Annotated in this window: 27 protein-coding genes; 9 read left to right on the top strand and 18 right to left on the bottom strand. The window is 47.3% G+C overall.

Annotation, left to right across the window (positions count from 1 at the left end):
- Positions 1 to 100: 100 nt before the first annotated feature.
- The 5 genes from BUA17_RS02050 to BUA17_RS02030 form a co-directional block, all read right to left on the bottom strand.
- Positions 101 to 376 carry a WXG100 family type VII secretion target gene (locus tag BUA17_RS02050; RefSeq protein WP_017689071.1) on the bottom strand — a complete coding sequence of 92 codons (276 nt, stop codon included), beginning with the start codon at positions 374 to 376 and terminating at the stop codon, positions 101 to 103.
- 193 nt (positions 377 to 569) lie between these two features.
- A complete protein-coding gene (locus BUA17_RS02045) occupies positions 570 to 1,118 on the bottom strand; it encodes a WXG100 family type VII secretion target (protein ID WP_063566322.1) in 549 nt (182 codons plus the stop codon).
- Between the two features lie 6 nt (positions 1,119 to 1,124).
- Positions 1,125 to 1,955 carry a hypothetical protein gene (locus tag BUA17_RS02040; protein WP_063566323.1) on the bottom strand — a complete coding sequence of 277 codons (831 nt, stop codon included), beginning with the start codon at positions 1,953 to 1,955 and terminating at the stop codon, positions 1,125 to 1,127.
- 16 nt (positions 1,956 to 1,971) lie between these two features.
- Positions 1,972 to 5,976 (bottom strand): type VII secretion protein EssC, encoded by a 4,005-nt coding sequence (gene essC / locus BUA17_RS02035; protein ID WP_072732441.1) that lies wholly within the window; start codon positions 5,974 to 5,976, stop codon positions 1,972 to 1,974.
- Positions 5,977 to 6,032: 56 nt separating this feature from the next.
- A complete protein-coding gene (locus tag BUA17_RS02030) occupies positions 6,033 to 6,353 on the bottom strand; it encodes a hypothetical protein (protein WP_063566325.1) in 321 nt (106 codons plus the stop codon).
- Positions 6,354 to 6,776: 423 nt separating this feature from the next.
- Between BUA17_RS02030 and BUA17_RS02025 the strand changes: the two genes are divergently transcribed.
- Positions 6,777 to 7,016: a hypothetical protein gene (locus tag BUA17_RS02025; RefSeq protein WP_063566326.1), complete on the top strand. Its 240-nt coding sequence runs from the start codon at positions 6,777 to 6,779 to the stop codon at positions 7,014 to 7,016.
- A gap of 126 nt (positions 7,017 to 7,142) precedes the next feature.
- Here BUA17_RS02025 and BUA17_RS31070 read toward each other — a convergent pair whose 3' ends face one another.
- The 6 genes from BUA17_RS31070 to BUA17_RS01995 all read right to left on the bottom strand — a co-directional run bounded on the left by BUA17_RS31070 (position 7,143) and on the right by BUA17_RS01995 (position 12,354).
- On the bottom strand, positions 7,143 to 7,295 hold the full coding sequence (locus BUA17_RS31070) for a hypothetical protein (RefSeq protein ID WP_170867771.1): 153 nt from the start codon (positions 7,293 to 7,295) through the stop codon (positions 7,143 to 7,145).
- A 248-nt stretch (positions 7,296 to 7,543) separates the two neighbouring features.
- On the bottom strand, positions 7,544 to 9,019 hold the full coding sequence (locus tag BUA17_RS02020; RefSeq protein ID WP_072732440.1) for an aldehyde dehydrogenase family protein: 1,476 nt from the start codon (positions 9,017 to 9,019) through the stop codon (positions 7,544 to 7,546).
- Positions 9,020 to 9,186: 167 nt separating this feature from the next.
- A complete protein-coding gene (locus BUA17_RS02015) occupies positions 9,187 to 9,726 on the bottom strand; it encodes a GNAT family N-acetyltransferase (protein ID WP_072732439.1) in 540 nt (179 codons plus the stop codon).
- A 65-nt stretch (positions 9,727 to 9,791) separates the two neighbouring features.
- Entirely contained in the window at positions 9,792 to 10,130 is a 339-nt protein-coding gene (locus BUA17_RS02010) for a L,D-transpeptidase (protein ID WP_063566329.1), read from the bottom strand.
- A 56-nt stretch (positions 10,131 to 10,186) separates the two neighbouring features.
- The gene (gene rsgA, locus BUA17_RS02005) at positions 10,187 to 11,278 is read right to left on the bottom strand and encodes a ribosome small subunit-dependent GTPase A (RefSeq protein ID WP_244552051.1); all 1,092 of its coding nucleotides are present in this window, start codon (positions 11,276 to 11,278) and stop codon (positions 10,187 to 10,189) included.
- 482 nt (positions 11,279 to 11,760) lie between these two features.
- Positions 11,761 to 12,354, bottom strand: a complete 594-nt coding sequence (locus tag BUA17_RS01995; protein ID WP_072732437.1) for a DUF2087 domain-containing protein — start codon at positions 12,352 to 12,354, stop codon at positions 11,761 to 11,763.
- A 176-nt stretch (positions 12,355 to 12,530) separates the two neighbouring features.
- Between BUA17_RS01995 and BUA17_RS01990 the strand changes: the two genes are divergently transcribed.
- The 3 genes from BUA17_RS01990 (at position 12,531) to BUA17_RS01980 (ending at position 14,679) form a co-directional block, all read left to right on the top strand.
- The gene (locus tag BUA17_RS01990; protein WP_072732436.1) at positions 12,531 to 13,529 is read left to right on the top strand and encodes a YpdA family putative bacillithiol disulfide reductase; all 999 of its coding nucleotides are present in this window, start codon (positions 12,531 to 12,533) and stop codon (positions 13,527 to 13,529) included.
- 5 nt (positions 13,530 to 13,534) lie between these two features.
- On the top strand, positions 13,535 to 13,978 hold the full coding sequence (locus BUA17_RS01985; protein WP_072732435.1) for a DUF441 domain-containing protein: 444 nt from the start codon (positions 13,535 to 13,537) through the stop codon (positions 13,976 to 13,978).
- A gap of 185 nt (positions 13,979 to 14,163) precedes the next feature.
- Entirely contained in the window at positions 14,164 to 14,679 is a 516-nt protein-coding gene (locus BUA17_RS01980; RefSeq protein WP_072732434.1) for an ADP-heptose synthase, read from the top strand.
- 125 nt (positions 14,680 to 14,804) lie between these two features.
- Here BUA17_RS01980 and BUA17_RS01975 read toward each other — a convergent pair whose 3' ends face one another.
- Positions 14,805 to 15,254, bottom strand: coding sequence for an NUDIX domain-containing protein (locus tag BUA17_RS01975; protein WP_063566334.1), 450 nt, complete (start codon positions 15,252 to 15,254; stop codon positions 14,805 to 14,807).
- A 71-nt stretch (positions 15,255 to 15,325) separates the two neighbouring features.
- Positions 15,326 to 15,622, bottom strand: coding sequence for a HesB/YadR/YfhF family protein (locus tag BUA17_RS01970; protein ID WP_024630313.1), 297 nt, complete (start codon positions 15,620 to 15,622; stop codon positions 15,326 to 15,328).
- Positions 15,623 to 16,153: 531 nt separating this feature from the next.
- Between BUA17_RS01970 and BUA17_RS01965 the strand changes: the two genes are divergently transcribed.
- The 5 genes from BUA17_RS01965 (at position 16,154) to BUA17_RS31060 (ending at position 22,003) form a co-directional block, all read left to right on the top strand.
- Complete coding sequence (locus tag BUA17_RS01965; RefSeq protein ID WP_072732433.1) at positions 16,154 to 17,899, top strand: ABC transporter ATP-binding protein; 1,746 nt, start codon at positions 16,154 to 16,156, stop codon at positions 17,897 to 17,899.
- A gap of 12 nt (positions 17,900 to 17,911) precedes the next feature.
- Positions 17,912 to 20,002, top strand: a complete 2,091-nt coding sequence (locus BUA17_RS01960; protein ID WP_072732432.1) for an ABC transporter ATP-binding protein — start codon at positions 17,912 to 17,914, stop codon at positions 20,000 to 20,002.
- A gap of 330 nt (positions 20,003 to 20,332) precedes the next feature.
- The gene (locus BUA17_RS01955; protein ID WP_063566337.1) at positions 20,333 to 21,016 is read left to right on the top strand and encodes a TetR/AcrR family transcriptional regulator; all 684 of its coding nucleotides are present in this window, start codon (positions 20,333 to 20,335) and stop codon (positions 21,014 to 21,016) included.
- A 5-nt stretch (positions 21,017 to 21,021) separates the two neighbouring features.
- Positions 21,022 to 21,804 (top strand): DUF4097 family beta strand repeat-containing protein, encoded by a 783-nt coding sequence (locus BUA17_RS01950; RefSeq protein ID WP_139295600.1) that lies wholly within the window; start codon positions 21,022 to 21,024, stop codon positions 21,802 to 21,804.
- A gap of 25 nt (positions 21,805 to 21,829) precedes the next feature.
- On the top strand, positions 21,830 to 22,003 hold the full coding sequence (locus BUA17_RS31060) for a hypothetical protein (protein ID WP_162842452.1): 174 nt from the start codon (positions 21,830 to 21,832) through the stop codon (positions 22,001 to 22,003).
- Positions 22,004 to 22,049: 46 nt separating this feature from the next.
- Here BUA17_RS31060 and BUA17_RS01945 read toward each other — a convergent pair whose 3' ends face one another.
- From BUA17_RS01945 to argS, 5 genes are all read right to left on the bottom strand, one after another.
- The gene (locus BUA17_RS01945) at positions 22,050 to 22,697 is read right to left on the bottom strand and encodes a YdcF family protein (protein ID WP_072732430.1); all 648 of its coding nucleotides are present in this window, start codon (positions 22,695 to 22,697) and stop codon (positions 22,050 to 22,052) included.
- Complete coding sequence (locus BUA17_RS01940; RefSeq protein WP_063566340.1) at positions 22,697 to 23,248, bottom strand: hypothetical protein; 552 nt, start codon at positions 23,246 to 23,248, stop codon at positions 22,697 to 22,699. Before BUA17_RS01940 ends, BUA17_RS01945 begins: the two co-directional genes overlap by 1 nt.
- A 100-nt stretch (positions 23,249 to 23,348) precedes the next feature.
- On the bottom strand, positions 23,349 to 24,059 hold the full coding sequence (locus BUA17_RS01935; protein WP_072732429.1) for a hypothetical protein: 711 nt from the start codon (positions 24,057 to 24,059) through the stop codon (positions 23,349 to 23,351).
- A complete protein-coding gene (locus tag BUA17_RS01930; protein ID WP_063566342.1) occupies positions 24,056 to 25,099 on the bottom strand; it encodes an ATP-binding cassette domain-containing protein in 1,044 nt (347 codons plus the stop codon). Before BUA17_RS01930 ends, BUA17_RS01935 begins: the two co-directional genes overlap by 4 nt.
- A gap of 4 nt (positions 25,100 to 25,103) precedes the next feature.
- On the bottom strand, positions 25,104 to 26,843 hold the full coding sequence (argS, locus tag BUA17_RS01925) for an arginine--tRNA ligase (RefSeq protein WP_063566343.1): 1,740 nt from the start codon (positions 26,841 to 26,843) through the stop codon (positions 25,104 to 25,106).
- Positions 26,844 to 26,922 lie beyond the last annotated feature (79 nt).

Below are 26,922 nucleotides of genomic sequence, written 5' to 3'. Positions count from 1 at the left end.
ACGCCCGGTTTTTGCTGTAGTTGTAAATCTTCAGCTTGCTTCCTGCATATGATTCTGGGCGAATTCGGATATGGAACCTGCCCGAACTATGTATCGCAGATTAGCGAGCTTGGTCTGCCGTACGGAATTTGTTGGCAATAGCCGTCAGTTCCGCGCTGATGCTATTTAGCGTTTGAACGAAAGATTGCATTTGTTTGCTGGCTTCCTGGAATTCCTGGAAGAAGCGTTGTTTCGTCATACCTTCCCATTGTCCTTCCATACTTGTGATGGATTGAGTCAATGTAGAAACGATTTGCTGACTTTGCTCACCGCTTTGTTTAAATTGGTTGGAAACCTGATCAAGCTGTTCTGGGGTAACTAAAATACGTCCTGCCATTTGTAAATTCCTCCTTGGTTTGTGCAATTAAATTCACTTGTTCAAATTGTACTATACAAGGATCGATCGGACAAAAGCCGAAGGACCTAATCCTATTTACCCCATTTTTAGCATTCGAAACTTCGCCTAACAGCCTATTTATAAAAAAATTCACTTTCTGCTGTCTTGCTTATTCAGCCTTGTACCCGTGAGCTCAGGAAACCACAGGTTCGGTTCCTCTTCTCCCACGAAAGGAGGGATCTGTGAATCTCCACGCCACAGGTTCAGGCTGCATGGCCTGAATCAGGGTCGCCGGTGAGCCATCAGGCGGTGCGGCATCCTGTACACGGTACACTGCCGCTACCGCGGAAAATGGATCGGATACAACAGCAGCAGTTGCCGAATGCGCAGGCATAATCTCTCCTGCACGCTCCGTCTGAAGAACATTCAACATATTGACCGCATTGCCATAGGCTGTGTTCACATGACTCAACACTGTACGATACTCCATGTCCACTTGCTGGAATAACAAGGCCTTGCGTCCCAGCTGTACGCTCAAGTCCATAAAACGACGTACTGCTGCTTCACAGAGTCGCTTACTGTGATTCCATTCATTCATGATCGCGGCGCGGGCTTCAAGATCCCACTCCAGCGAATGAATGGCCTGATCCAATACTGTCATCTTTTGCTGTATTTGCTCCGCCGCATACTGAATCTGCCTGCTCAGTGCCCGAAGCACATCCGGTTCCACACGAATGCGCATTTACCATCACCTTTCCTCTTCCCCTGCAGGCTGTTTAAGCCAGTCCAGCAGCATCTCGTGAAACTGTTCTCTCGTCGTCAGTGCTGCAACAAGCCAATCATCCGAAGCCGATGTACTCATGCGAAACAGCCAGTTGGATACCGTACTTGCAGCGAAAGCCGCAGACTGTGATTTCCATCCTTCTCCGTTCCATACAAGCAACCGTAGTTCCCCTTCTGATTCCTTGTTCACCAGACAGCGCGCAAGCGCAAGTGACCCCTCGGGATCGCTCGTCTCTTGTACTAACTCATCAGCCACTGCCTGTAATTCTTTGTTCTTCAGATCATTCATCACATCATAGAATTTTTTCTTGGAGCACATCAGAGCCGGCTTTTCCGCCGGAGAATGACCACTCCAATTCATTCTTTGAATCAGAAAATCAATCGCTTCACGAACATTCCCCAAATCACTCAGCCGGAACGAATCCGGTTCGTCTGCAACACGGGATACTTCAACGACCCGTTCATCCGTGCAGTGCACATAACTTTCATACGACTTGCCGCTGTGCGTGTAGCGAATCCAGCAAGCCCTGTCGGACAGTCCCGCAATGGCTACCCTGGAGAAAACGGTCGGTGTCATGATCAGCTCATTGCTGTCCTGATCCTGAATCAGATATCCTTTGTCGAGCAGGGATGTTTTTACACGCTCCCACTCCAAAGCAATGTCTTCCGCCATATATCCGCGGAACGGATCTTCCACGCCAAGCAATCGGTCTGAACCGAGAATACCGGCCAGGAAAAAAAGCTCTTTTATTTGCAAAGTGACTACCTTTTGCTTGGAATCATGAACCGTCAACATTATGAGCCACCTCCCCTCAAACTACAACATGCCATCGGTCACGAATTTCAGAAATCCAATCGGTCATTTTCCAGGTGCCATCACATGGAATTGCACCTTTAACCCTGGAATATTTACGTTTAACATAATAACCTTGACCCGGAGGCAGTACCTTCAGCCCAGTTGAACTCCCTCCGGATTCCGAATAAGGTATACGGAAGAACGAGAGATCATTAGGGTCTAAAGTCCCGAACAACAATCCGCTCTGGGAAGCCTTCACATCGTTCACCCAGTCAGAACCAAAGGTTGGGAAGTCTGCCGGAACTCCTGACAGAATCACATGTATGCCTCGATCCCTTCCTTGACGAACGATCGCTCCCAATTGATCCTTCACATTAAAATCATTTAATTGCTTGGATAACGTATCCGCATCGTCGATAACGAGAACGATCTCCGGTCCACCGGTTAACTCGCCTCTTTTTAGAACTTCATCGTACAACTGTTGGATCACAGGTGCAAGCTGTTCTTCACGGGATACATGTCCACGGACATGGGGTAAACTGCTGATTTCCCCCAGTCCTCCGAAACCATACCGCATATCTACCGTGTATATTTGCACGTCTTCAGGAGACGCATGATAGGCAAGGGATAACATCCAGGTCAGCAAAAATGTCGTTTTTCCACCTTCCATCGGACTCGTAACCATGAAATGTGGCCCTTCACGCAAATTTAACTGGAAGGGTTCCAGATCATCGGTTAGCAAACCTACGGGTACTGTTAAGGATGATACGTCTCCAACTTGCCCGAAGGTTCCTGTACGGATAAGCACATCTTTGAGCTTAACCTCTTCCGGGAGCGGCGCAATCTGCGGTGCTTCTTCTCCGTTCCAGCTTTCTCTGATCTCTGCAATCGTGCGGCGCAGAGCGGAAGAACGTTTGCCTTCATCTGCTCCGGATGACGGCAACGCCGCCTGGAACATCAATGGAGGAACCTGTCCTTTGACCAGTCCTCTTCCTGGTGGAAGCTGGCTAGGTGCCTTGGACGGCCGACCCACTGCGTAATAATAGTCGCTTGGATCAGATAATTCAAACGAAACCGCATTGGGAATATTGCTTCTGAATTTCTCAAATACATCCGTAACACGGTTGGCCGTGAGGATAAATGTGATTCCCAGACTGCCGCCTTCACGAAGGATCGTTTCCAGAAGTTCATTCTCCTCGGGATACGCATTTCGGAAAGAAAGATAACCATCAATAACAACTACAATTTGCGGCACAGCTGCATGGGCTGTGCGACGGTAGGCTGATATTGTCTTAACCCCGGCTTCCGAGATCATGTCCTTGCGTTGTGCCGACAGTTTCAGGATGTACCGGAATAACCGCTTGATCCGATCTTCCTCTTCAGACATCATTACCCCACCGATCTGAGGCAAACTAGCAAAATCCTTCATCATCCGGCCCATATCAATAATATAGCCATGCCAAGGTTCAGTCCGCTTAGAACGGGCCAGTGACATCAGCAAGGTTTGCACAAACGTCGTTTTCCCCAGACCAGGCATACCGTATACAACCAGATGTCCCTGATCCACCGGAAGTGCGAGCGGCTGCTGTCGTTGATTAGGCAGATCATCCAGCAGACCAACTACAGGTTTCAGGCCACTGGCACCCCCGTCAAGCAATGCCTCACGATTCTCTTCTTCCTGCCAGTCGTTGAGACTTTCCCATTCCAGGGTCTCAGGCAAGGGTGGCAACCAGGGTCCCGGTAATCGGGTGATCCCCGCCTCTGCTGCCGCTTCCGCCACATAATCAATGAATACCTGAAGCTGCTTGGGCACATCCTCCCCTTTGAGCACAGCTCTGCGCTCTCCAGTCAATAGTGGCTCACGTTTCCCATTCAAACGAACTTCCATAACAGGCAGTACCGTCGTTGTATCTTCCTGCTGATTATATGGCGCACCGCTCCAGGCGAATTGCATTTCCTCAAACACTTCATCACTGCCTACCTGGAAGTATCCACGACCCGGCTTGGTGATCCAGGCCGCATTCGGAATTTTGATCATATCCCGACTATCCCCTTCGCTTTGAACGCGAAGACAGATACGGAAACGCGAATTGCTCCAGATTTTATCATCGACCACACCTGCAGGCTTCTGAGTTGCCAGTATAAGATGTACACCTAGTGTCCGGCCGATGGCCGCTATGCTGATTAATTCATCCATGAACTCCGGCTGATCCCGCTTCAATTGCGCAAACTCGTCAATGATGATAACTAAGTGCGGCAGAGGCTGTTCATGTCTGGAACGCAGAATTTTGTAGTACTCATCAATGTGCTGGAGATTTCCTGCATCATTTAATATTTTTTGCCTTCTGACCAGTTCGGCCCGCAGTGAGATATTGGCTCGTTCAATCAAATTCCCATCCAGATTGGTGATCGTGCCGACGACGTGAGGCAAGCCCACAAATGTGTTCGACATCCCGCCGCCCTTATAGTCAATTAACATAAAAGCCAGATCATGCGGATGGAACTCGGCAGCCAAAGAGGCCACAATCGACTGGATAACTTCACTTTTGCCTGAACCCGTTGTCCCTGCGATCAGACCATGCGGGCCATGACCCTGACGTTCGATTTTATCATGTAAGTTAATCGCAATTTTCTTACCCCCAGCTCGCACGCCCATAGGTACTGGGAGTGTGTCCGGGTATCGTGTTTGGCTCCAGCGTGCGACCACGTCCAGATCCTCTACTCGTGATGTACTTAACATGTCGAACAACGGAAGCACCTGTGGTATATCCGAAGCGGATGATCGTTTCAGACGGATCGGTGACATATAACGCGAGAGCGCCTCTGCGGACTCTCTGGAGATCACATCTGGTGTATACGCTTGTCTGATCACGTCGGCATCCTCGGTTTTTTTGATATAAAGCCCTTTGCCTTTGGAAGCCTCCATAATTAACTGACAATGCATGGGTAGCGATTCCTTACGGTTTGCCAATATGATGGTACATACATCGATCTCCTGAGCTGATTCCAGCAGCAGAGGAAGCAGCGGCTCTTCTTCTATTAATTGAGTATCCGAGAGAACCACCACATAACATGGAGTTTGCACGGTTTTCTTGTAGCGATCTTCCTTATTATTGCGCCTACGGTTCAACACGGAAAACAAGCTGTCCGCCAATTGATGCGCACCGCTGTGCCTGTCGGCCATATAGCGTTGTCCTTGATCTTCATCCCAAATGTGGGGCAGCCAGCGTAGCCAATCCCATTCCTTCGATTCCTTTTCTTCATAAAAGGCAGCAATCTTCAATTCATCCGGTGAATGACGAACGGTCAGTTGTGAGATAATCACTCGAAGTGAAGAAAGAACTTCCTCACGATTGCCGACCAGACCCATCACTTTCGATTGAAATAAAGGCAGTGTAATCGATGCTTCGGGCACCGTCTCGAATTCAGCTGCCAATTCATGAGCCGCTTCAATTAACTCATCCTTTTCGTAACCGTCCACACGAGGAACCTGAAGTTTGATCCGAAACGGAATCTCGCCTGTGCCAATTCGTACCTGCAGGAAATCATCATCTTCAGGAGAACGTTCCCATAACGAACTGTTGCGATTCTTCACCAACTGAAGACATACATTCGGATCACCATGAATTTCGTACAGACTCTTCACTTGCTCCGCTTGAGCTTCCTTCAGCTCTTCACGATGCTTCTCCAGTTGTGCTCGATACATAGTAGTACGCTCTTCCAGCTTTTTGCGATAGGTCTTCTTGTTGCTCAGATACACAAAAAACGGAATCGTGTATGACGTAAGCATCATCATAACCGTCATCATCTGAAACATCATATAATTGGGATTGTTCATTTTGCCGCTCATATTGATATATACGTAGAAACCGATGCTGACCATCGTCATCATGATCGGTACAATAATAGAAATCATTGAAAACGTAGGTTTGTTTGGTTCTGCCGGAGGCCTCAGAATTTCCAGCCTTTCTTCCTTGAGAACCGGTGTCATTCTTGGAGAACGCTGATATAACACATTCACGAAGAGAAGACCTCCTTATATTTCATTGCCGTAATCAATATATACGTCTAGATTGTTCATTCGTTGCTGTCCTGTTGAAACAATGAACGTCTTCCATACACAGGTGCTTCTTCAGAAGTGGTAGAGAACGCCCGCTGGATTCGCACACAGCTTCCTTGACGCAGCCCTGTTTCCATTAACTGTTGTGCGTTCTGTGGCGAGAACCACAATCCTTCCGGAAATTTGGCTTCAAGGATGTACTGAATGCCCTCTCCCGGTGCCTGCCCGAAGATGCGGACTCCCAGCAATGTCTTCAGATGTTCAATAGTACATTCATCCGGGACCTCAATGTCGAACCACTCGCCTTCCTCCCGGCCGGAATACACGGTAAGAATCAAAATAATCCCTCCCATGGTCTCATATGTAAATTGTCCTAGTGTCAAATTAAATCAAAAAAATGCAGATGAAACGCTATTCCATCCCTATTTTCTTACATAAACACCCTGTTTGCAATGTGCAACCTGTAATTTTGTTACATATGACCCACGTATATATTAAAATATCGTCCATTCGACTCAGAACTTTCGAGGCAGTAGTCACGTTAATTATTGCAAGGATGCGAAACTACATGTCTTTCTTCCATATAAATGGAATCTGTAAATTGATTTTTCGGGACTTTTTAATGCTTCGCCCACAATTGAATTGTGAACACTTTTCAAACATTGCACACCTTTATGTTTTCATAAGCTGATTTTAAGGTAATTTTAAGCATTGGAATTTAATATAACCAGTAAGAAATAACTCTCGTGAGGTGATTTCTAGTGAGAACACTAATAACTTTTCAAAACAAATCAATCCCTGTATATTTCAATCAAGAAAACAAACAACCTGTACAAAAGACACTACGATTGCTTAGCAGTGCACTTGAGAACAAAATTAGCAATGGTAAACGTGCTTTACAGAAATGTCTGCAATCATTGATTAGTATTGAGATTGTCGGTGGTGAAGCCATTCTTCACAGCCGTAGCGAAAATGACTCCCTCGCCTTATCGCTTTATTAAGATGAGTCAGTTGTTTAATTCAACATGGAAACTGCGAATTCATTCATTCGCGAACATAAGGAAAAGGAAGCTTGCCGCTAAGGACAAGCTTCCTTTTTTTGTGTACAGAATCTCTTTTATCTATTTCTAATGCAATCGGCTGACGACATAAGCATTTTCGTGTTCTTCTTCCATCTCGGCCTTTTGGATTCGAATGACAAACAACCGAACCAGATTATCACGTGTATTTTCTTCCTGACAAGTATTCAGCTTTCTCAGAATGAAACGGTCAATGGACATGAAGTTCAGGCCCCTTTACCTATTGGATTTACGGATCTGTTCTGCCCGTGTATCCATAAATAACCAGATTACAGGTATACCAAACAGCTTTTTCACACCATTTCCCAACCTATTTTTCAAATGTGTAAAAACATGCAAAAGGCCGCCCCATCAAGCTTAAGGCGGACTCTGCGCAATCTTTGTCACTCTTTCTCGAACCCTATCTGATTATAAAATAAAGTATTTTCTAATCCATGTTCACTGTCGAACTATTGCACTCCCGGATAATCCCGATATTGATGCTGAATGCTGATCCAGCGTGTCCGCGTGAACTTTTCAATAGCCCAATCGCCACCGAAACGGCCAATACCCGATGATTTTTCACCACCAAACATCACATGAGCCTCATCGTTCACGGATTGATCATTTACATGCACCATGCCCGATTCAATCTGCTGGGCAACTTGATACCCTCTTTCCAGATTTCCGGTGAATACGGAACCGCTCAATCCATAAGGCGTATCATTCGCCAAACGCACGGCCTCCTGCTCATCCTGCGCTTTCATTAATACCGCGACAGGTCCAAACATTTCCTGTTGCACAATATGCTGCTCTGGTTTCACATCCGCGAGCACGGTGGGCTCCAGCACATTGCCGTTGCTAGTGCCCCCCAGCAGCAATCTTGCACCTTCTGCCTCGGCTCCCTTAATCAAGTTCAGCAGGCGCTCCACTTCCTTCTCACGAATGAGCGGACCTACCAGCGTTTGGGCATCAGCAGGATCACCAGCCTGAATTTTTTTCGTTTTGTTAACAAAGGACTCCACAAACTTATCGTAAATATCAGCATGCACAATAATACGATTAAGTGCCATACAGATCTGCCCCTGATGCAGGAATTTCCCGAACACCGCAGACTCAGCAGCACGTTCGATATCCGCATCTTCCAGGACAACCATCGCATTGTTGCCGCCAAGTTCAAGCGCAGTTTCTTTCAGATGCTCACCCGCCAGTTTGCCGATGCCCTGCCCCACCTCTGTGGAGCCTGTAAAGGAAATGACTTTGGGTACCGGATGTGCTACAAAATAATCCCCAATCTCACTCCCGCTACCAGCAACGACATTCAGTACACCTTCAGGCAATCCAGCCTGCTCAAATAGATCAGCAATAAGCCAACCAGCTGTAATCGGCGTATCGGACGCAGGCTTAATAACGACTCCATTGCCCAAAGCAATAGCCGGAGCTACGGAACGCAGACACAGGTGCAAAGGAAAATTCCAAGGACCGATAACGCCGATAACTCCCTTGGGCTCCCGTACAACACGATTCTCTTTCCCTGGTGTGTTTGAAGGTAGAATCTCCCCCTTCATCCGGTAAGGGAACGAAGCAGCTTCATCCACAATCCGTTTCGCAGAAGCAAACTCCGCCTCGGCTTTGATGCGTGTGCTCCCGGATTCCGTAATCAGCAATTTTATAATTTCCTCTTTGCGCTCTACCATTAAAGCCGAAACTTTGCGAAGCACACCCTCTTTTACCGCCGGCAGGGACTTCTTCCATTCCACCAAGCTCTTTCGGGCCGCCTCATATGCCTGATCTATATCTTCCTTGTTCGAGGATCGCCAGGTTGCGATGACCTCTCCCGTGTACGGATTTTTATTTTCCACTATTTTCTCGCCGGAGCCTTCTACCCATTCGCCATTAATAAAATGTTTCGTCCATGTTGTATGTTCTGTCTCCATTAAAGTCATCTGAATAACGCCTCCTAAACAAGATGGAATGTCTCACCTCAAAGCGGTGTAGTAGTTCATTAACCTTGTTAAGGATTGCGCAAACGTGAAAAATAGCTGAATCCTTTCATCCTCTGACGGGAAAATGCTCCTCAATGCCCAACACATTCAGCCAAATTTGCATTTATTCAACTACCGGGAACCGTCTTTTCTCCAAAAAGAGTCAAGTCCTCCCAACCATAAGCAACCTCTAACAGATCTTGTCCGCCAATCCGGATATACTGTGTTTGGACAGGGATTCCACCCATTTTTTCATAGAAACGACAGGCTGAATTTTGCTCCAGTGCCCAGATCAACAAGTTCCTCATGTCCAGGGAATGGAGATAACGAACGACGTGTCTCGCCAGTTGCTGACCTATACCCGTTTGTTGCACTTCTTTCAGTAAATAAATAGCATACAACTCAGCATCGTAAGGCAATTTGCCTTCACGTTCCTTTCCACCGCAGGCGAATCCGACAATTTTCCCATCTTCCTGTTCAGCTACCACCAGAATCTGATCCTTTTCGCCAGAACGGATATTTCGTTCCCATTGGGACAACCTTGATTCCCTAGTCAGATTGTCCAAAAAATCATCCGGCACGATCCCTCGATATGTCGTCTTCCAACTCTCTGTATGTACATGGGCTACGGCTTCCGCATCCCCTTCACGCGCTGGTCTGATTCGCATGTTATTACTCCCTTTCTCTCGGCCACGCCGTGACTTTAGAATCCCTTCTTTGGATAAATCCGGCCCTAGGGCCGGATCGTTACTTGTGTGCCCACTGACACTTTGGAAGACAGATCCAACACATCCGAGTTATACATGCGTATGCATCCATGAGAAACGGACTTACCAATGGACGAAGGATCATTGGTTCCATGAATCCCATAATGCGGCGCCGACAACCCCATCCAAAGAACGCCAAATGGTCCCCCTGGGTTCTCTTGTTTGTTAATAATCGTAAACACGCCATTAGGCGTCTGCGTGAGTATCTTGCCTATAGCGACAGGATATCCCTTAACCACCTGCGGGCCATCCAAAAGATATAACATGTGATCCGACAGGTCTACGATGATGCTGTAATCTGGCATGATGACATCCCTCCTTACCTATCCTATGCAGGATACAGAGGGATGCCCACCAGGCCTCAGGCCTCTTCCCAGTCTTTTGTACTGCGGACATGTTTCGGTTTGCGGGAACTGACGGGTTTGCTTGAAGCAGTCCGTCGTTTGGATGCGGCCTCTTCCTTGCGCTGCTGAAACTTCAGTTCCTTTTGCATTTTCAAGTAGTTGCCCAGCCTTTTTTCATCCAATGAACCTTCCTGAATAGCCTCCTTCACGGCGCAACCGGCTTCCCGGGTATGCGTGCAATCCTGAAACCTGCATTCCGTTGCAAGCTGCTCAATTTCACCAAAGGCATGTGACAAACCATCCTGACCTTCATCCCACAGATTGAGTTCACGCATTCCCGGCGTGTCAATCAATACCGCTCCCTGCGGCAGTACAAATATTTCCCGATGAGTGGTCGTATGTCGTCCACGGCTGTCGTCCTCACGAACGGCCTGCGTGAGCTGTACACTCTCGCCCATCATCCAGTTGACCAGAGTAGACTTGCCACTACCGGAAGAACCCGTCAAGGCAACAGTTGTGCCTGGAGACAGAAATTTTTCAAGTAAAGATTTGCCCTGGTCCTGAATAGCCGATATCGCCAACACTTCAATCCCCGGAGCAATGCCTTCCACCAGCGAAATTTGTTCTTCCACATTCTCGCTCAGATCACTTTTGCTTAGAATGATGACTGGTCTGACTCCACCATTCCAGGCCATCATAATGTATCTTTCGAGCCGTCTCAGATTAAAATCATGATTAAGAGCGGCAACAATCAGCAATGTATCCACATTCGCCGCAATCAATTGCTCTTTGGTCACTGGACCAGCGGCTTGTCTGGATACCCTGCTCTGACGTGGCACAATGCTGTGAATGATGGCTTCTTCTCCAGCTTGCCCTGTAACAGCGACCCAATCCCCAACGGCTGGTACAATGCCAGTCTCCTCATGATCATGACGCATCCGACCGGATACCCGTCCCCAGCATTCTCCCTCAGCCGTAATCAGGCGAAGCAATTGCCCATGATCCGCAATAATTCTTGCTGGTTTTCTTAATTGTTCTTCCATACCCGTCTGCTGCCACAACTCCTGCCACTTTGCAGACCAGCCGTATTTCTCCATCGTGTTATTCAAAATAAAAATTCCTCCCGATAAATGGTGTGTTATCCTTCATTGACATTGACAACAATCAACAGTGAACGCTCCGTTCCGGCATCAAAACCAAATAAGCCACGAGCAGCAATGCACCCGCGGCAATAAGAAGTTAGCCGAATGGATGATTGTTTGTATAGCATTCATATCGGACGCATCATTACGACAATCCGATACTCGTTATCCAGAAACAACCCATTTTCGGCATACAAAAAAGCCACGGGTACGTCACCCGTGGCTTCATCTGTGCATGTATTCTGTGTTACGTACATATGGACAATATTGCGAACAATACTGCCCAACTGCCGTAAAATTACATGCATTGATCCGTTCCGGAGACGCTGTTCATATTCAAATTAACGTATACTGCCATTAGATTTGTCATTTAACATCGCCTCCCTTGTAGAATTATCCATCATGTTACACAGCTTCAACCGCTTTTGTCAAGTCTAATTATTTTTCACTTAATTTACTTGATCCCACCGTGTCCACATTTCCTTCGGATTCAGTTCATAGATCCCATCTTCCCGGTACATGAACTGGTGCATGATAAACTCCCGACGAATAGTGGCAAAATCCTCATGATAGTTTTGAATGAATGCATTGATCTCTTTCTCCGTATATTTCCGTCCGAATTCAAGCTGCTCTACCAAATGACCCAGTACAATCAGCTTTTTCTTGTATTGAGCCGGGATCTGACGCAATCGTCCATCCTTCGAGAAGAAATTCCGCATCACAGATGCCTTCAGCGTCTCATTCACATCAATCATATCGGCAACCTCCTCTTGTCTAAAAATAAAATCAACTGAAGCCTGCGCGTGCTCCCGGATAAAATAGGGGTTGAGTGAGAAAAACACCGTATTTTTCTCTCTGCGTTCCTTGATTAGCGCCGCTTCTCTTAGCTTGGATGCATGATGCGTAACGGTTGGCTGAGACAAGTTAAGCTTCTCGGCAAGCGCTTGACCATGCAGTTCCCCCTGGGATAACAGCAGCAGCATCCGAAGTCGGGTCGGATCAGCCAGGGCTTTATGGTAAGCCACAATCTTCTCCAGTTGCATTTCGTTCAACTCGCTTTCGTTTAGATAATCATCTAATTTGATACTAATCTTTTTCCTCTTCTAAGTCAATTCCCCAGGATCAAGATCAATTCTTTACCTCCGTATCCTTCTTGAACTGGCATTAAACCCATATTTACGGTAGGATTATAGTGCTTGAAATAAGGAGGATTAAGAACATGGAAGATGTCATTATTATCGGCGGAGGCCCATGCGGTCTATCTGCTGCCATTGAATGCGAGCGGCTGGGACTATCCGCTGTAATTGTTGAGAAGTACAATATCGTCCAATCTATTTATCTGTATCCAACCCATATGCAGTTTTTCAGTACAGCGGAATTGCTTGAGATCGGGAATGTTCCGTTCAGCACACCGAACGACAAACCATTTCGTTACGAGGCACTCGCCTATTATCGCAAGGTAGCCGAACATTTCGGCCTGCGTGTTCATAACTATGAGGAAGCCCACGAAATCAAACGCAAAGACGATGGCACGTTCGAGGTACATACGGTCAATCGGCGTGGGCAGACAATCGTTCATGAAGGACGAAATGTCGTTGTTGCTACAGGTTATTTTGACCACCCTAACTATCTTGGCATTCCCGGAGAAGACAAAGATAAAGTCACTCATTATTTCCGTGAAGCTCATCCTTACACACGTACACGTGTCGCCATTATTGGAGGCAGTAATTCAGCTGTCGATGCTGCGATGGAACTGGTTCGTGTCGGTGCACATATTGACATGGTTTATCGTGGGAGCGGTGTTTCGGAACATATTAAACCCTGGGTTCGTCCATTGTTCGAAAGCATGGTGCAAAAAGGAAAAATCTCACTGCACCTTGGCTCACGTGTAAATGAAATTTTGGACGATTCCATTCGTTTGCTCCATTCTGATGGATCCACAAGTGAACTCGACAATGACTTTGTGTTGGCCTTGACCGGATTCCGTCCTGACCGCAAGTTGCTTTCTTCCGTAGGTGTGGAGATGTCTGAGGATATGGATAAACCCGTATATGACCCACAGACAATGGAGAGCAGCGTACCAGGCATATACGTTGGTGGAGTAATTGCATCAGGCCGCAATGCCAATGAAGTGTTTATTGAATCCGGACGCTGGCATGGAAGATATATTGCAGAACATATTGTAGGTCGTCATCGCGGGCAGACCGAAGGGGAATGAAATCGATGGATATGACCTCACTGCTGTTGCTCGTGTTTGCCGCGCTAGGTATTATCAGCAGTAATACACCCGTAACCGTAGCCATGGTATTTCTGTTGTTGCTGCGGGTGCTGAACCTTAATCAGGCTTTTCCGTGGCTGGAAAAGTATGGACTTACGATCGGTATCATCATCCTGACCATTGGTGTTATGGCACCTCTCGCCAGCGGCAAGATCAGTTTGCACACGATTGGAGAGTCTTTTCTGCACTGGAAGTCGCTGCTCGCCATCGGTGTAGGATTACTTGTCGCTCATCTGGGCGGACGAGGAGCTACGCTGATGAGTACACAGCCTACCGTCGTTGCCGGGCTGCTTATTGGTACGGTGCTTGGGGTTGCCTTGTTCAAGGGTGTACCGGTCGGTCCCCTGATTGCAGCAGGAATTTTATCCTTACTGCTCGGAAAATCATGATAAAAGTTGGGACTTGACATCCTTCTGCTGACTGGCTGTTTTTCCCATCGTTGTATGATATACTTCTATTCATGCAATTCAAGCACTCAAGTCCATAGCAGAGAAATCAATTTGATGATCCTTCATACAAAAAGAAAATTGATTCACCTCGCAACTATTAATGGCCGCAGGAGGATTCAGGAACCATGTCACGTCAGTTTGTAACAGAAGCCGTGATGGTGGCTATTTACGGTCAATTACTCGCGCCGCCGGCGCCTGTTGAATATATTGTTCCTTACACCACCATCCTTGAGTTATATGAATTTCAGACCAGCCCTGACCCTTTGATGGATAATCCGGCGGATGACCAGCATGTGAAATCCAAGATTAACGAAATGATTTCTTATTTTGAAGAACCGTTGAATAAGAAAAAAATAGAGCGCGCCCTGGCTATTCCCTGGGCTAAGAGTCCGTCCATTCTGTTTGGTGATCAGGTCTCCATCGCCATCATTAATGCGGTTGATACCGCACAATATGGTGAATATTTTGATCCCATTGAGACTGAACTGCTTCTCACTTCACAGCGTTTGGATACCCCCATACTTACCGATCAGGTCGAATTGATCGCACGTATTATTGAATCGGCATCTCTTGTGCAGGTCTTTGATATTGACGACTTTGATTTTGCGATGGATGATGAAGAACCGCTTGATCAAGTCTAGTTAGGACCGGGGCCTGCTGTTTCACAAGAATGATCATCGTAATCATGGATATTAGGCCATAGATTACTGATTGCCACAACAAAGAAGACGCCTTCCCTTCAGGAAAGGCGTCTTCTTTGTTGTGTTTATTCTATTTCGGAAAACCTGAGCAGTAAGCGGCTAAGATCATTCAGCCTGGGCAATGATTTGAGATCAAAAAACTTCAGCCCTGCTTCGCTATTTACTCGGGATTCTACGAGCGAATCCTGAACAATTTGTGCCCTGAACATGGCAATGACAAAATATTCTTCATCCCCACTGGCATGCAAATGTCTCAGATTCGGACCGGAATGCAAACCTTCAAGTGTCATATGATTGGTGGTCCACCCCGTCTCTTCCCACAGTTCCCTGTGCGCGGTGTCCTCAATGGCTTCTCCCGGGCGCATCTGTCCCGCAGGAATACGCCAATGTCCGTGTTCAGCATGCTGGATCAGCAATAATTCACCTTGTTCATTCTCGGCCCGAACCGCCGCCTTAACAACAATATGAGAGCGATTCGCGATATACTGGGCCAAATCTCGGGCTGGCGGATTCATGTCGTATCTCCTCCTGTTCGAAAATCGGTGCGACCGGTGATGAGCCATTCTTTATACGCAGAGATATTACGTTAAATCTCGGTGTAGCGATATTCGATATCCTGTCCTTCTTCAACGACATCTACATGTAGTTGATGACCCTTCAGATACCAGTAATCATGATCTTCCATAAAAAATTGGATACCCGATACCTTCGTTTGATCAGCAGGATGTCTCGGTTCCTCCACGGCGATTCCGAGGGAGAAGCCTGGATGAAGACCTCCGCCGGAGCTATAACGGGCGAAGAAGCGAATGCTGTCTCCTTCGTTCAAATTCAGTTCTTCCTTATACCAGCGAGCAGCGCGGTCAGATACATGTATGGTACTCATTTGGTGTCAGCTCCTTCTCTATATATATGTTCCATCATATCGCTACAATGGCCTGATTACAAACCTCATCCACCCCAAATACGCAAAAAAAGTTCATTCACTTGTCATAATTCCATCATAATGCGCAGCATCTTCTGTTTTGGAAAAACGTTTGACAGATTGTAAAAGTCGGTGTTAAGATGCAAACATACGAGATCTACATGCAATTTATTACCAAAAAAGAAAGGGTGGTTACGGTGTTTAACAATGACGATCTACATCAATTCAGCATACAACTAAATACCGGAGCACCCATGAAATCGTTATTCCGTTCATAAGACCGCATCACAGAAGCCTCTAATCAGGTTTGCTGTTTTGTACTCTCACAATCGAACTTTATCTACGGTGGTGGCTCTGCTCTCGGAGCCATGCTGCCGTATGAATGATACCCAAGACATACCGCCTGCGTGCGGTATGTCTTTTTTTGTGGGCTCAAATGGCTAAACATGAACGGAACATGCATTTCACGAACTTGAAAGGAAGGGATACCACTTGTTCTCTGTACTTAAAAATCTAGCCTGGTTTTTCCGGCTGGAGCGCAAACGATACCTCATTGGTGTCACCTTGCTTATTATGGTGGGCATCATCGAACTGCTGCCACCTCGTCTTCTGGGCAATGCCATTGACGAGATTGTACGCGGTTCCATCACCGGCGCCTCACTTACACGTTACATTTTACTTATTCTAGGATCGGTCATCATTATTTATCTGACAACGTACATATGGATGCACAAACTGTTTGGCGGTGCCAATCTGGTTGAACGCTTGCTGCGGTCACGCTTTATGGACCATTTGCTGCGAATGACCCCGCCCTTTTTTGAGAAAAACAGAACCGGCGATCTGATGGCGCGTGCCACAAATGATCTTCGTTCCATTGCTACCACAGCAGGCTTCGGTATGCTGACGTTAACCGACTCCACTGCTTTTCTGGCAACCGTATTATTCGCCATGGGTTTTCTGGTTAGCTGGAAACTGACCCTAGCCGCAATTCTGCCTCTGCCTTTTATCGCCATCGCCATGATGATCTATGGTAAAGCCGTCCATCAACGATACACATTGGCACAGGATGCATTCGGGGATATGAACGATCAGGTGCTTGAGTCTATTGCCGGCATTCGAGTCGTGCGTGCCTATGTTCAGGAACGTCTGGATGAGAAAAGGTTCGCTGATGTCACCGAAGATGTATACCGCAAAAATCTGGCCGTTGCCAAGATGGATGCACTGTTCGAACCTACCATCCGGTTATGTGTTGGACTCAGTTATGTGATTGCACTTGCCTACGGCATTTATCTTGTTTTTCATAATGAAATTACCCTAGGGGATCTCGTATCGTTCAATATGTACCTGGGGATGATGATCTGGCCAATGTTCGCTATTGGCGAATTGATTAACCTGATGCAGCGTGGTAGTGCCTCACTCGATCGGGTTAACGAGACGCTATCTGTAGAACCTGCCGTGAAAGATGTTGAGCAACCTGCTCATATTACTAATCCGGAAGAGATCGCTATGCAGGATGTTACCTTCCGTTATCCTAGTTCTACCATCGATAATCTCAGTCATGTCAGCTTTTCACTTCGACGTGGGCAGACACTGGGGATCGTGGGACGTACAGGTAGCGGCAAGTCCACCTTGCTCAAACAATTGCTTCATGAATACCCGGCTGGATCTGGTAAGTTAAGCATCTCCGGTCATCCGATTCAGGATATCGCCAAAGATGACCTGCACAGCTGGATTGGATATGTTCCTCAAGAACAGGTGCTGTTCTCCAAATCAGTCCGTCAGAACATTCAATTCGGCAAGCCGGGTGCTGATGATAATGTGATTATGGAAGCGATTCGCACCGCAGCCTTTGACGGAGATCTGGGCACTTTATCCGATGGTCTGGACACACTCGTTGGTGAAAAAGGAATTGCGCTGTCCGGTGGACAGAAACAGCGTGTATCGCTGGCGCGTGCCTTTATCGCCGATCCAGACATTTTGATTTTGGACGATGCTCTATCTGCCGTCGATGCACGAACTGAAGCTAAAATTATTGAAAATATACGCAATAAACGCTCGAGCAAAACAACGCTGATCTCGACTCACCGCCTGTCCGCTATTGAACACGCTGACCGAATCATCGTACTGGAGCAAGGGAAAATAACGGAAGAAGGAACCCATCAGGAACTGCTTGCTATGAACGGCTGGTACCGTGAACAGTATGAACGGCAGCAGGTGGAGTCTAATTTGTCCACGTAGGAGGTCAACGCTTTGAAGTCTAATACAGGCAAACGGCTGCTTCAATACGCCCTAAAAGCCAAAGGTACGTTTATTGCCGCTTTAATTATGCTTACGATTGGAGTTGCGGCTGAACTTGCCGGCCCTTTCATCGCCAAGTCCATGATCGATAATCATTTGCTCGCTATTGAGCAACCTTTCTATGAGACTACAGCTTCAAGCGAAGCGGCGGTCTACAATGGAAAGAACTACAAACGTGAAGGCCGGTTTGAACCGGATGAAACGAAAGGTACCGAGGTACGCGTACTGCAAGCCGGTAGAAGTTTTTATTTTGTGAATGAATCCGTAAGTGCCCCCGATGGAGATCGAACCTACGCTGACGGAACACTGACAGTTACACGCGCAGGCGAAGTGACGGGTCAATATGCGGCGGTGCCTTTATCCGCTGGTGAACTCTTTGCCTTTTACAAACCGGAAATGCCAAGCATCTATCAACTGATTGTGTATTACATGATCTTCCTTGTTATCTCAGTCATTATGGAGTTTGGTAAAACATACTGGCTGCAATCATCTGCCAACAAAGTCATCCAAAGACTTCGTAACGATGTGTATGCACATATCCAGCGATTGCCGGTACACTTTTTCGATAACCTGCCCGCAGGTAAAGTGGTCTCTCGGGTTACCAACGATACCGAAGCCGTCAAGGATCTGTTCGTTGCGGTTCTTTCGAACTTTTTCTCAGGCATCATTACGATTACTGGAGTGTACATTGCGCTTTTCCTGCTGGATTTCCGCCTCGGATTGATCTCGCTGTTCGTTGTGCCGATGCTGGTTCTGTGGATTGTGCTTTATCGTAAAATCGCCACTCGTTACAATACGATTATTCGTTCACGTCTGAGCGAGATTAATGCGATTATTAACGAGTCCATTCAAGGGATGTCCATTATCCGGGTATTCCGTCATCAGAAACAGACCAAGCAGGAGTTCGAGGATCTGAATGATGATTATATGAAACACCAGAATAAAATGCTTAACCTGAACGCTTTCACCTCACACAACCTGGTTAACGTCCTGCGGAATATCGCTTTTGCAGTTGTTCTGTGGTACTTCGGTTCCAGTGTGCTGGACGGTACGAGTATCATCTCACTGGGTGTGCTGTATGCATTCGTTGACGTTCTCGGACGTTTGTTCCAGCCAATTACAGGTATGGTGAACCAACTCGCGAACCTGGACTCCTCTATGGTATCGGCCGGACGTGTATTTGAACTGATGGATGAGAAAGGTGAACCGGTAACCGATGGCTCAATGCCGAGATACAAAGGAAATGTCGTGTTTGACGATGTATCCTTTGCTTATAAAAAAGATTATGTGCTGAATAACATCTCGTTCAAAGCATCACAAGGTCAAACGGTCGCCCTAGTGGGCCATACCGGTTCCGGTAAAAGCTCGATCATCAACCTGCTGTTCCGGTTCTATGATCCACAGAAGGGCAAGATCACGATTGATGGTCAGAACGTGAAGGATCTGCCTAAACAGTGGATTCGCGAACATATGGGCATTGTACTGCAAGATCCGTACCTATTCACGGGTACAGTTGCTTCCAATGTCAGTCTCGGGGATGAGCAGATTACTCGTGCACAGATTGAACAGGCGCTGCGCGATGTAGGTGCTGAGCGAATTCTCGCCCATCTACCGCAAGGATTCGACGAGCCGGTTATCGAAAAAGGAAGCACATTATCTGCCGGACAACGGCAATTGATCTCCTTCGCTCGTGCACTGGCATTCGATCCAGCCATCCTGATTCTCGATGAAGCTACAGCGAACATTGATACGGAAACGGAAGCATTGATTCAAAATGCACTCGAAGTCCTCAAAAAAGGACGGACCACTTTCATCATTGCCCACCGTCTGTCCACCATTCGTTCAGCAGACCAGATTCTGGTTCTGCATCGCGGACGGATCGTTGAACAAGGTGCTCATGATGAATTGATGGAACTTAAAGGTCGCTATTATCAGATGTATCAGTTACAGCAAGGTGCTCAAGCAGCACCGGATACGAATGGAAACAACCCACTGGGCGAGGCCATTCGAACCACTTCTTCCTTTGCTGGAGGCAGCGTGTAAGTAAAACAGGAATAAATGTAAATACACTTCAACAACCAACCGATATGCCCGCGGACCTCTTGGTCTGCGGCAGATCGGTTTTATTTTGTCCATGACGCAAAATCCGAAACAAGGTTGGTTGCTCAATCTACTTTACTCTGGTCCCACTTTACTTTTCTCCGCGCTTATTTATCTTTTCTTGATCTTACCTTTTCTCAATAAACTCAAGATTTGATCGATATAAACTTCCTTCGTGTATTCACTCCTTCTGATTTCCTCTTATTGACAATGGAAACATCTCTCTGTATTATACATACCAACGGTCGGTATCTAAAATATAAGGAGGTTATTATGGCCAGAAACAAGCACCCTGAGCAGACGGTACAGCAGATTCTGAACGTCGCTGCGCAGTTGTTCACAGATAAAGGATTTGAAAAGACGAGTATCCAGGACATCATTGTTACCCTAGGCATGTCCAAGGGAGCTGTGTATCATCACTTTAGATCCAAAGAGGAAATACTGGAGGCGGTCATGGAGCAACAGTTCAACTATACGGCTCAAATGCTGGATCACTTAGTTACAAATACAACGACCACCCCAGCACGAGACAAGTTAGTTCAGATTTTGGAGCATGTCGTCTCTGATCAACAGGCTCATTCCTTGGATCGCGTACTTCGAGCCCAGATCAAAAATCCAGTGTTCATTGTACGAGGGATTCAACAAGCCGTGCGAATCGATGCCCCGGTGATTGCAGCGATTTTGCGTGAAGGCATTACAGATGGATCTATCCATACCGAAGATCCCGAAGCTTGTGCAGAAGTATTCATGATGCTGGTCAATATATGGATTAATCCAACACTGTTTGACCGCAATTCGACCGAAACGAAGCAACGTCTTTATTTTTTACAGCGGTTGATGAACATGCTTGGTGCCGATATTGTGAGTGAATCGCTAATTGAACGTATTCTAGACCAACATGCTGCGATGGGCGCTTATCCTATTCTGGATGAAGAGGATGACAGAAATGAGGGATAACCATTTTGAAACCTAATAGACATATGATTTGCAAGGAATGGTTGTCCGAAGAACCCCTTCTCGCCCTTTCTCTGGAATGGATGCAAGGCGAAGTGCATATCAGCCAAGGTACAGAAGCGGTTATTCGTGTTACTCAATGGGGCTCCGCTCGTTTTCCAAGAACTCGATGTTTTGAAGCTAACGTCAGCCACGGTTTATTACATCTGATCGATGGACGAAAACAAGCTTTTCCGCTGGGCATTAACTTTCGCCGCACATCGCTCCACATTGTACTGCCGCCTGCGGTCTTGAAAAGGCTATCGATCAACGGAGTTGGTTCTCACTTTCTTGTAGATAACGTTTCTTCGGAACAATGGGATTGTGACTGTACATCCGGCAAGCTCATCTTAACTGGCCATGCCCAGCATATCCGTCTACGATCCGTGGGCAGTCGGGTGACAGCAACAGACCTCCATGCCGAACATATGCAACTGCAATCCACTTCTTCACCTGTTCAGTTATCCGGTCAGTTCACCCATATTCAATCCAAAGTGGCAGGCAGCCAACTCACTATTCACTCCTCAACGATGCTTCAATCTCTGGATAGCCGCTCCACAGGTTGTAACGTTGAAGTGCGAATCCCAGCAGATAACGATGGATTCAAGTTAGACTTCAAGCAAGCTGGGGGCCGATTCAGCAGTGACCTCCCGCTTCAATCCAATCATAATCAACATACGTATCGTAACGGTATTTATCCATTTCAAGCAGAGGTCAGAGGTGGGAAGCTCACCATAGGGAGCTCTTCTTAACATTCCATATAGAGGAGGTAAACATATGAGCATCGGCTGGATTGTTGGCAGCAGCTTGGCTACCGTGGTATTACTTGCGGGGATCATCAGTTTGTTCATCGGTATACGTAAAAACAATCATCGGCGCTGGCCTTGGTGGTTCATCGGTTTTGGGGTGGCTGCACTGGTTAGTGCAGCGATTAATTATCCCGGAACATAGAAACGCCGCATCAACATGAGCAAAAAAAGACAATCGCGCAGACCAGTCACTTTCCGTGCTGCTGCGGATTGTCTATCCATCCTTTGACCATATATCCCATATATAATATTGTTTCTCTTGCCAGAAAAGGAAATTGGCTGCGCCAGGTCTGGTAAGCCGTCGTTCGTGTTGGGGACGGGACGGCATCCATGCCGAGTCCGCTAGCGAGCTTCATCGCCCGTTTCATATGTAGCGGGTCACTTACAATGGTGTAGGTGCGAAACCCTGCCTGTTTCCCAACGCTAAGCGAGTTCACCAGATTCTCCTCCGTAATTCTCGACTCCGTCTCCATTTGAATATCTGCCGGATCTACACCATGTGCAACAGCATAATCTCGTCCTACTTCGGCTTCTGCACGCTCTCCTGCACTGCCAGAACCACCAGTAAAGAGCAGATGGCTGATCGTCCCCTGGCGATATAATAAAATGGCATGCTCAATACGTTCGCGAAATACGGGTGATGGGTTGTCCCCTTCTACGGCTGCACCAAGGATAATGGCTGCATCACTCTGTCTGGATGATTCCTCATCGGTGTAGGCCCAGATGAGCGATGCTGTAGTTATTGTCCATATGACTCCTATCAGTACTAGCGATGCAATGGAGATTACAAGCCAGTGTCTGCTTTTTATTTTACGTATCCGGGACTTGCCTTTCATCACAATGATTCATCCTCTTCCAGTGCCCGGGCGTGCATGCTCTCTGCATGCATACGTTCGAGTGTCTGCAGCGCTGCCGCGGATTCAGCATCCAGCCCCAGCTCTGCAATCCAGGCACCTGTGTACTGCTGAAGACTAATCTCCAGTTCCTGTGCACGGTCTTTGAAATCTTCCAGCTCCTTGATCATACGTGATCGTCCTTCAGGACTGAATGTCTCATGAATTCGTTCCTTAAAATAGTGATGTACAATGCTATTACGCTGCTTCCATAGTTCATTCAACTGACGAGTCTCTTCCTCCGAAAAAGTAAAATGATGACGCACCTCATGAATGAGTTGCCCGAGTGAACTGCTCATCTTCCGTTCGTACAGATCTTCCAGATCTTCTTCGGAAACAACTTTGCCCTGGGACATTTTCATTAATAAAATCAGATTGACCAGTTGCTGTTCAAGCGCCTGTCCATAATATACAGCCAATCCGTAGTATGCAAACAATTCTCTGGAGTGTTCGCTGTCCAGCATGTCACCATGCTGCATGTCTGTCTTTTGCATAAGCGAGCCTCCTTTATCTCCGTACAATACATTCCATTCTAACGTCCCTCTATGGTAACGAAACATGGACCAACATTCAAGTTAAACGGAATAATAGCCTCTAACTGCGTATATCCCTTCTTCCCGATAACCATATATGAATGATGAGTAGAACTATGGCATAGAGTATAGCCCACACTGTTGTCAGAACAACAGCCCCCAACTTCGATTCTTCAAATAACATCATCTCACGCACTAAATAAAATGACGGTGGCAGAATCTTGACAACCCACTGTATGGATTCAGGCAAACGTCCGCTTAATGAACCTTGGACAAACGATAATAACATCACCACAATGAAAGGCGGCATGCTGCGGCTCAGCATGGGAATGTATGATTTTTGGAAGAACACACTGAGCCCCAGACCCAGGAGCGACAACGCCAAATGTCCGGCCCAAGCCATGATCCACTCCCCAGTACTCGGTACCCTTCCAAACATGCCCGTAACAACCGGATATAACACGGTAATTGTAGTCAGACCAAACTGCATGATCAACGCACAAATTAATTGTGCGAAGACAACCTTGCGTTTGCTACCTGCATGCAGAACAAGCAATTGATCCTGCCCCGCAGGTTCCGTATTCATTACCGTTAAACCCAGCCAAGCCGCGCCAAAAAAGAGCAGCATTGCCGTAACGCTATAACTGTCCGCAACCGGATTAGGTTTGTAGGAATAGATAAGTAACATCGTAATGATATAAAAGATCACCGGCGCAACATATTTCTGTGAACGTATGTAATGTTTTAACAAATAACGAGTCAAGTAGATCATTGGAGGTCGCCTCCTGCCGTAGATAAGGAAGAAAGGTTCTCAGCAACTTCCCTGCTTATAGCCTCACCTGGGTGCCGCCCCTCCATCAATCCTTCCATATTTAATCGGCTCTCTTCCGGCTGTACAGACACAATGGAACCGCCAGCTGCCAGAATCATTCCAATAATCCCATCTGCCGAACTGCGTGACACCTTCCAATCCCATACTTCTCGACCATAATCCTGACGAACCATGCCGCGATGGCATGCAATGATTCCCGGTTGATCAACAAGCAGCGATTTGATAACGGATTGTTCCAGCCCTTCCATCACACTTTGGATACTCACAGCGGGCTCACCAGCTTGCTGCAAATCTTCCTGACTCCAGCGACGCAGCATCGTTCCCTTCTGTAACACGATGACCTGATCTGCGAGACGTTCAATCAGCAATGGCTCGTGGCAAGCTGTAACGATTTGGCTTCCTTCCTGTTTCCACTGTCTGAGCAAAGCTACAATTGCTTCCTGTGCCGGAACGTCCAGACCGGACAATGGTTCATCAAGCAGCAATAACCCATCAGGTCCAGGCAGCAAAGCCTGAATCAAATTCACCTTCTGCAAAGTACCTTTGGATAACTGAGGCAGGTTCTGATCCAGCGCCGTGCCCACGAATAACAGCTCACTCAATTCGCCTATCCGTTGTCGCAATATTTCAGGGCGCATGCCTCGAATACGTCCCATTTCCCACAGATACTCTCTTGGGGTGAAGGGCAGGCGTGGCAGTCCATCCAGTGCATACATAATCCGTCCATGCATAGGCTTGCGCAGCGAGCCTGAGTCAGGCAGTAACATACCCGCCAGCACACGCAGCAACGTGCTTTTGCCTGAGCCATTCCTGCCCACCAGGACGATACACTCACCCTGACCTACTTCCAGATTGATATCATTCAATACCTGCACATCCCCAAGTCGTTTGCTCACCTGCTGTAGCGATATGATTCGTCCGTTTAAGTCTGCTGTTGCTTTTCCTGCTTTATCGAATAATCTACTTGTCCTCCATCCCATAGAATCACATCCGTTCAGGGGCCTGAACGCCCAGTAAATATAGGCTGTAGGCAAGACGCTCCGCCGTACGCTCTGTTAACGCCACACGGAAGGGTTTGACGTCAGCCGGCGCATCCGCAATTCGTTCCGCATGGTAAAAGCGGTTGAACGCTTGGGCAACATCTATCGCATACTTGGCAATGACCGAAGGCTCGTTGCGATGAATTGCTTTTTCTAGATACTGCGGATAATCCGCCAGCAGTTTCAGCAATGCCCATGAAGTGTCACCGATCATGACCGGCTTATTCTGAGTGTTGGCCGCAGCATTGTTACTAACACTGCTAGGAACATTCTCTAATTGATTTTCATTTTCCACACGCCCCGCCTCTGCTGCCTTCGCAAGCACACTGTTAATCCGGGCATGTGTGTATTGCACATAAGGTCCTGTCTCGCCTTCAAAGCTCACCGCATCTTCGAGCGAGAAATCGACGTCGTTCAACCGGTTATTGCGCAGATCTCCGAATACAATCGCACCTACACCAACCGCTTCCGCAACCTCCTGCGAGTTCGGCAGATTCGGATTTTTCTCCTGAATAATCTGTAATGCCCGAGCAACCGCCTCATCCAATACCTCCTGCAAAAAGACGACTTTTCCCCGGCGGGTAGACATCTTCCGTCCTTCGAAACGCATCAAGCCAAACGGAATATGTTCACAAATCTCAGACCATGCATACCCCATCCGGGATAATACCGCAAAGACCTGACGGAAATGAAGCTTCTGCTCTCCCCCGACTACATACAGCATTTTATCTGCCTTCATCACATCATGACGATAAACGGCTGTTGCCAAATCCCGTGTTGGATAGATGGTTGTTCCATCGGTTTTGATAATCAGGCAAGGTGGCATATTCTCCTCCTCCAAACGTACCACCAATGCGCCTTCGCTCTCTTCGAGCAATCCTTTTGCTTTCAGTTCTTCAACTATTGCACCCATCTTGTCGTTATAAAAGCTCTCACCCAGCGTATGGTCAAACTGTACATTCAGACGCTCATACATCCGATTGAATTCTTTCATGCTCACTTCTACAAAAAAGGTCCATAACCGCTGCGCCTCTTCATCTCTTTGCTCCAGCTTGCGGAACCAATCTCGTGCCTCGATTTCCAAAGATGGATCATTCTCCGCCTCATCGTGAAAACGCACATACAGCTCCAATGAGGTACGAATTGGCGCAGCCTGTAGCGCTTCATCATTACCCCAACGTTTGTAGGCTGCAATCTGTTTGCCGAATTGCGTTCCCCAATCCCCCAGATGATTCACACTCACCGAAGTATAGCCTGCCTCGTTATATAACCGATACAATGCTGCCCCAATCACGGTGGAGCGCAGATGACCGATTCCGAACGGCTTGGCAATGTTAGGCGACGACATGTCGATCACGACGCGTGCACCTGCCCCCAGCTGCAGCTTGCCAAATGTTTTATGTCCCAGTTCTTGCAGCAGCTTCGGCGCCAGATCTTCCCGATTGAAACGGATGTTTACATAGGGTCCTGCTGGCGAAGCATCCAGCCCAACGGTCTGTAATTCGGCTGCGATATCAGCGGCGATAACCGCGGGTGCTTTTTTCAACGACTTGGCCAGAATAAAGCAGGGAAACGCGGCGTCACCCATCTCCGCCTGTGGTGGAACCTCCAGTAATCTCAACACCTCGTCTTGCTTCATTCCCGTTAACGGAGCAAGTTGTGCTGCTGCCTGATTCATCAACATGTCGAACACTCCTAGTCATTATCGTATTTAGCCATGCTATAGAAAACAAAAAAAGCCCTCGTCTCTATATCAGAGACGA

Source organism: Paenibacillus sp. ov031 (assembly GCF_900143165.1).
Classification (GTDB): Bacteria; Bacillota; Bacilli; order Paenibacillales; family Paenibacillaceae; genus Paenibacillus; species Paenibacillus marchantiae.
The sequence above is the reverse complement of the archived record's forward strand: the minus strand, read 5'-3'. Positions and strand labels throughout refer to the sequence as shown.

Coding starts and splice junctions, on each gene's coding strand:
- BUA17_RS02050 (WP_017689071.1), bottom strand. CDS start 376: ATGGCAGGACGTATTTTAGTTACCCCAGAACAGCTTGATCAGGTTTCC.
- BUA17_RS02045 (WP_063566322.1), bottom strand. CDS start 1,118: ATGCGCATTCGTGTGGAACCGGATGTGCTTCGGGCACTGAGCAGGCAG.
- BUA17_RS02040 (WP_063566323.1), bottom strand. CDS start 1,955: ATGTTGACGGTTCATGATTCCAAGCAAAAGGTAGTCACTTTGCAAATA.
- BUA17_RS31070 (WP_170867771.1), bottom strand. CDS start 7,295: ATGTCCATTGACCGTTTCATTCTGAGAAAGCTGAATACTTGTCAGGAA.
- BUA17_RS02020 (WP_072732440.1), bottom strand. CDS start 9,019: ATGACTTTAATGGAGACAGAACATACAACATGGACGAAACATTTTATT.
- BUA17_RS02015 (WP_072732439.1), bottom strand. CDS start 9,726: ATGCGAATCAGACCAGCGCGTGAAGGGGATGCGGAAGCCGTAGCCCAT.
- BUA17_RS02010 (WP_063566329.1), bottom strand. CDS start 10,130: ATGCCAGATTACAGCATCATCGTAGACCTGTCGGATCACATGTTATAT.
- BUA17_RS01995 (WP_072732437.1), bottom strand. CDS start 12,354: ATGCAACTGGAGAAGATTGTGGCTTACCATAAAGCCCTGGCTGATCCG.
- BUA17_RS01990 (WP_072732436.1), top strand. CDS start 12,531: ATGGAAGATGTCATTATTATCGGCGGAGGCCCATGCGGTCTATCTGCT.
- BUA17_RS01985 (WP_072732435.1), top strand. CDS start 13,535: ATGGATATGACCTCACTGCTGTTGCTCGTGTTTGCCGCGCTAGGTATT.
- BUA17_RS01980 (WP_072732434.1), top strand. CDS start 14,164: ATGTCACGTCAGTTTGTAACAGAAGCCGTGATGGTGGCTATTTACGGT.
- BUA17_RS01975 (WP_063566334.1), bottom strand. CDS start 15,254: ATGAATCCGCCAGCCCGAGATTTGGCCCAGTATATCGCGAATCGCTCT.
- BUA17_RS01970 (WP_024630313.1), bottom strand. CDS start 15,622: ATGAGTACCATACATGTATCTGACCGCGCTGCTCGCTGGTATAAGGAA.
- BUA17_RS01955 (WP_063566337.1), top strand. CDS start 20,333: ATGGCCAGAAACAAGCACCCTGAGCAGACGGTACAGCAGATTCTGAAC.
- BUA17_RS31060 (WP_162842452.1), top strand. CDS start 21,830: ATGAGCATCGGCTGGATTGTTGGCAGCAGCTTGGCTACCGTGGTATTA.
- BUA17_RS01945 (WP_072732430.1), bottom strand. CDS start 22,697: ATGAAAGGCAAGTCCCGGATACGTAAAATAAAAAGCAGACACTGGCTT.
- BUA17_RS01940 (WP_063566340.1), bottom strand. CDS start 23,248: ATGCAAAAGACAGACATGCAGCATGGTGACATGCTGGACAGCGAACAC.
- BUA17_RS01935 (WP_072732429.1), bottom strand. CDS start 24,059: ATGATCTACTTGACTCGTTATTTGTTAAAACATTACATACGTTCACAG.
- BUA17_RS01930 (WP_063566342.1), bottom strand. CDS start 25,099: ATGGGATGGAGGACAAGTAGATTATTCGATAAAGCAGGAAAAGCAACA.
- argS (WP_063566343.1), bottom strand. CDS start 26,843: ATGTTGATGAATCAGGCAGCAGCACAACTTGCTCCGTTAACGGGAATG.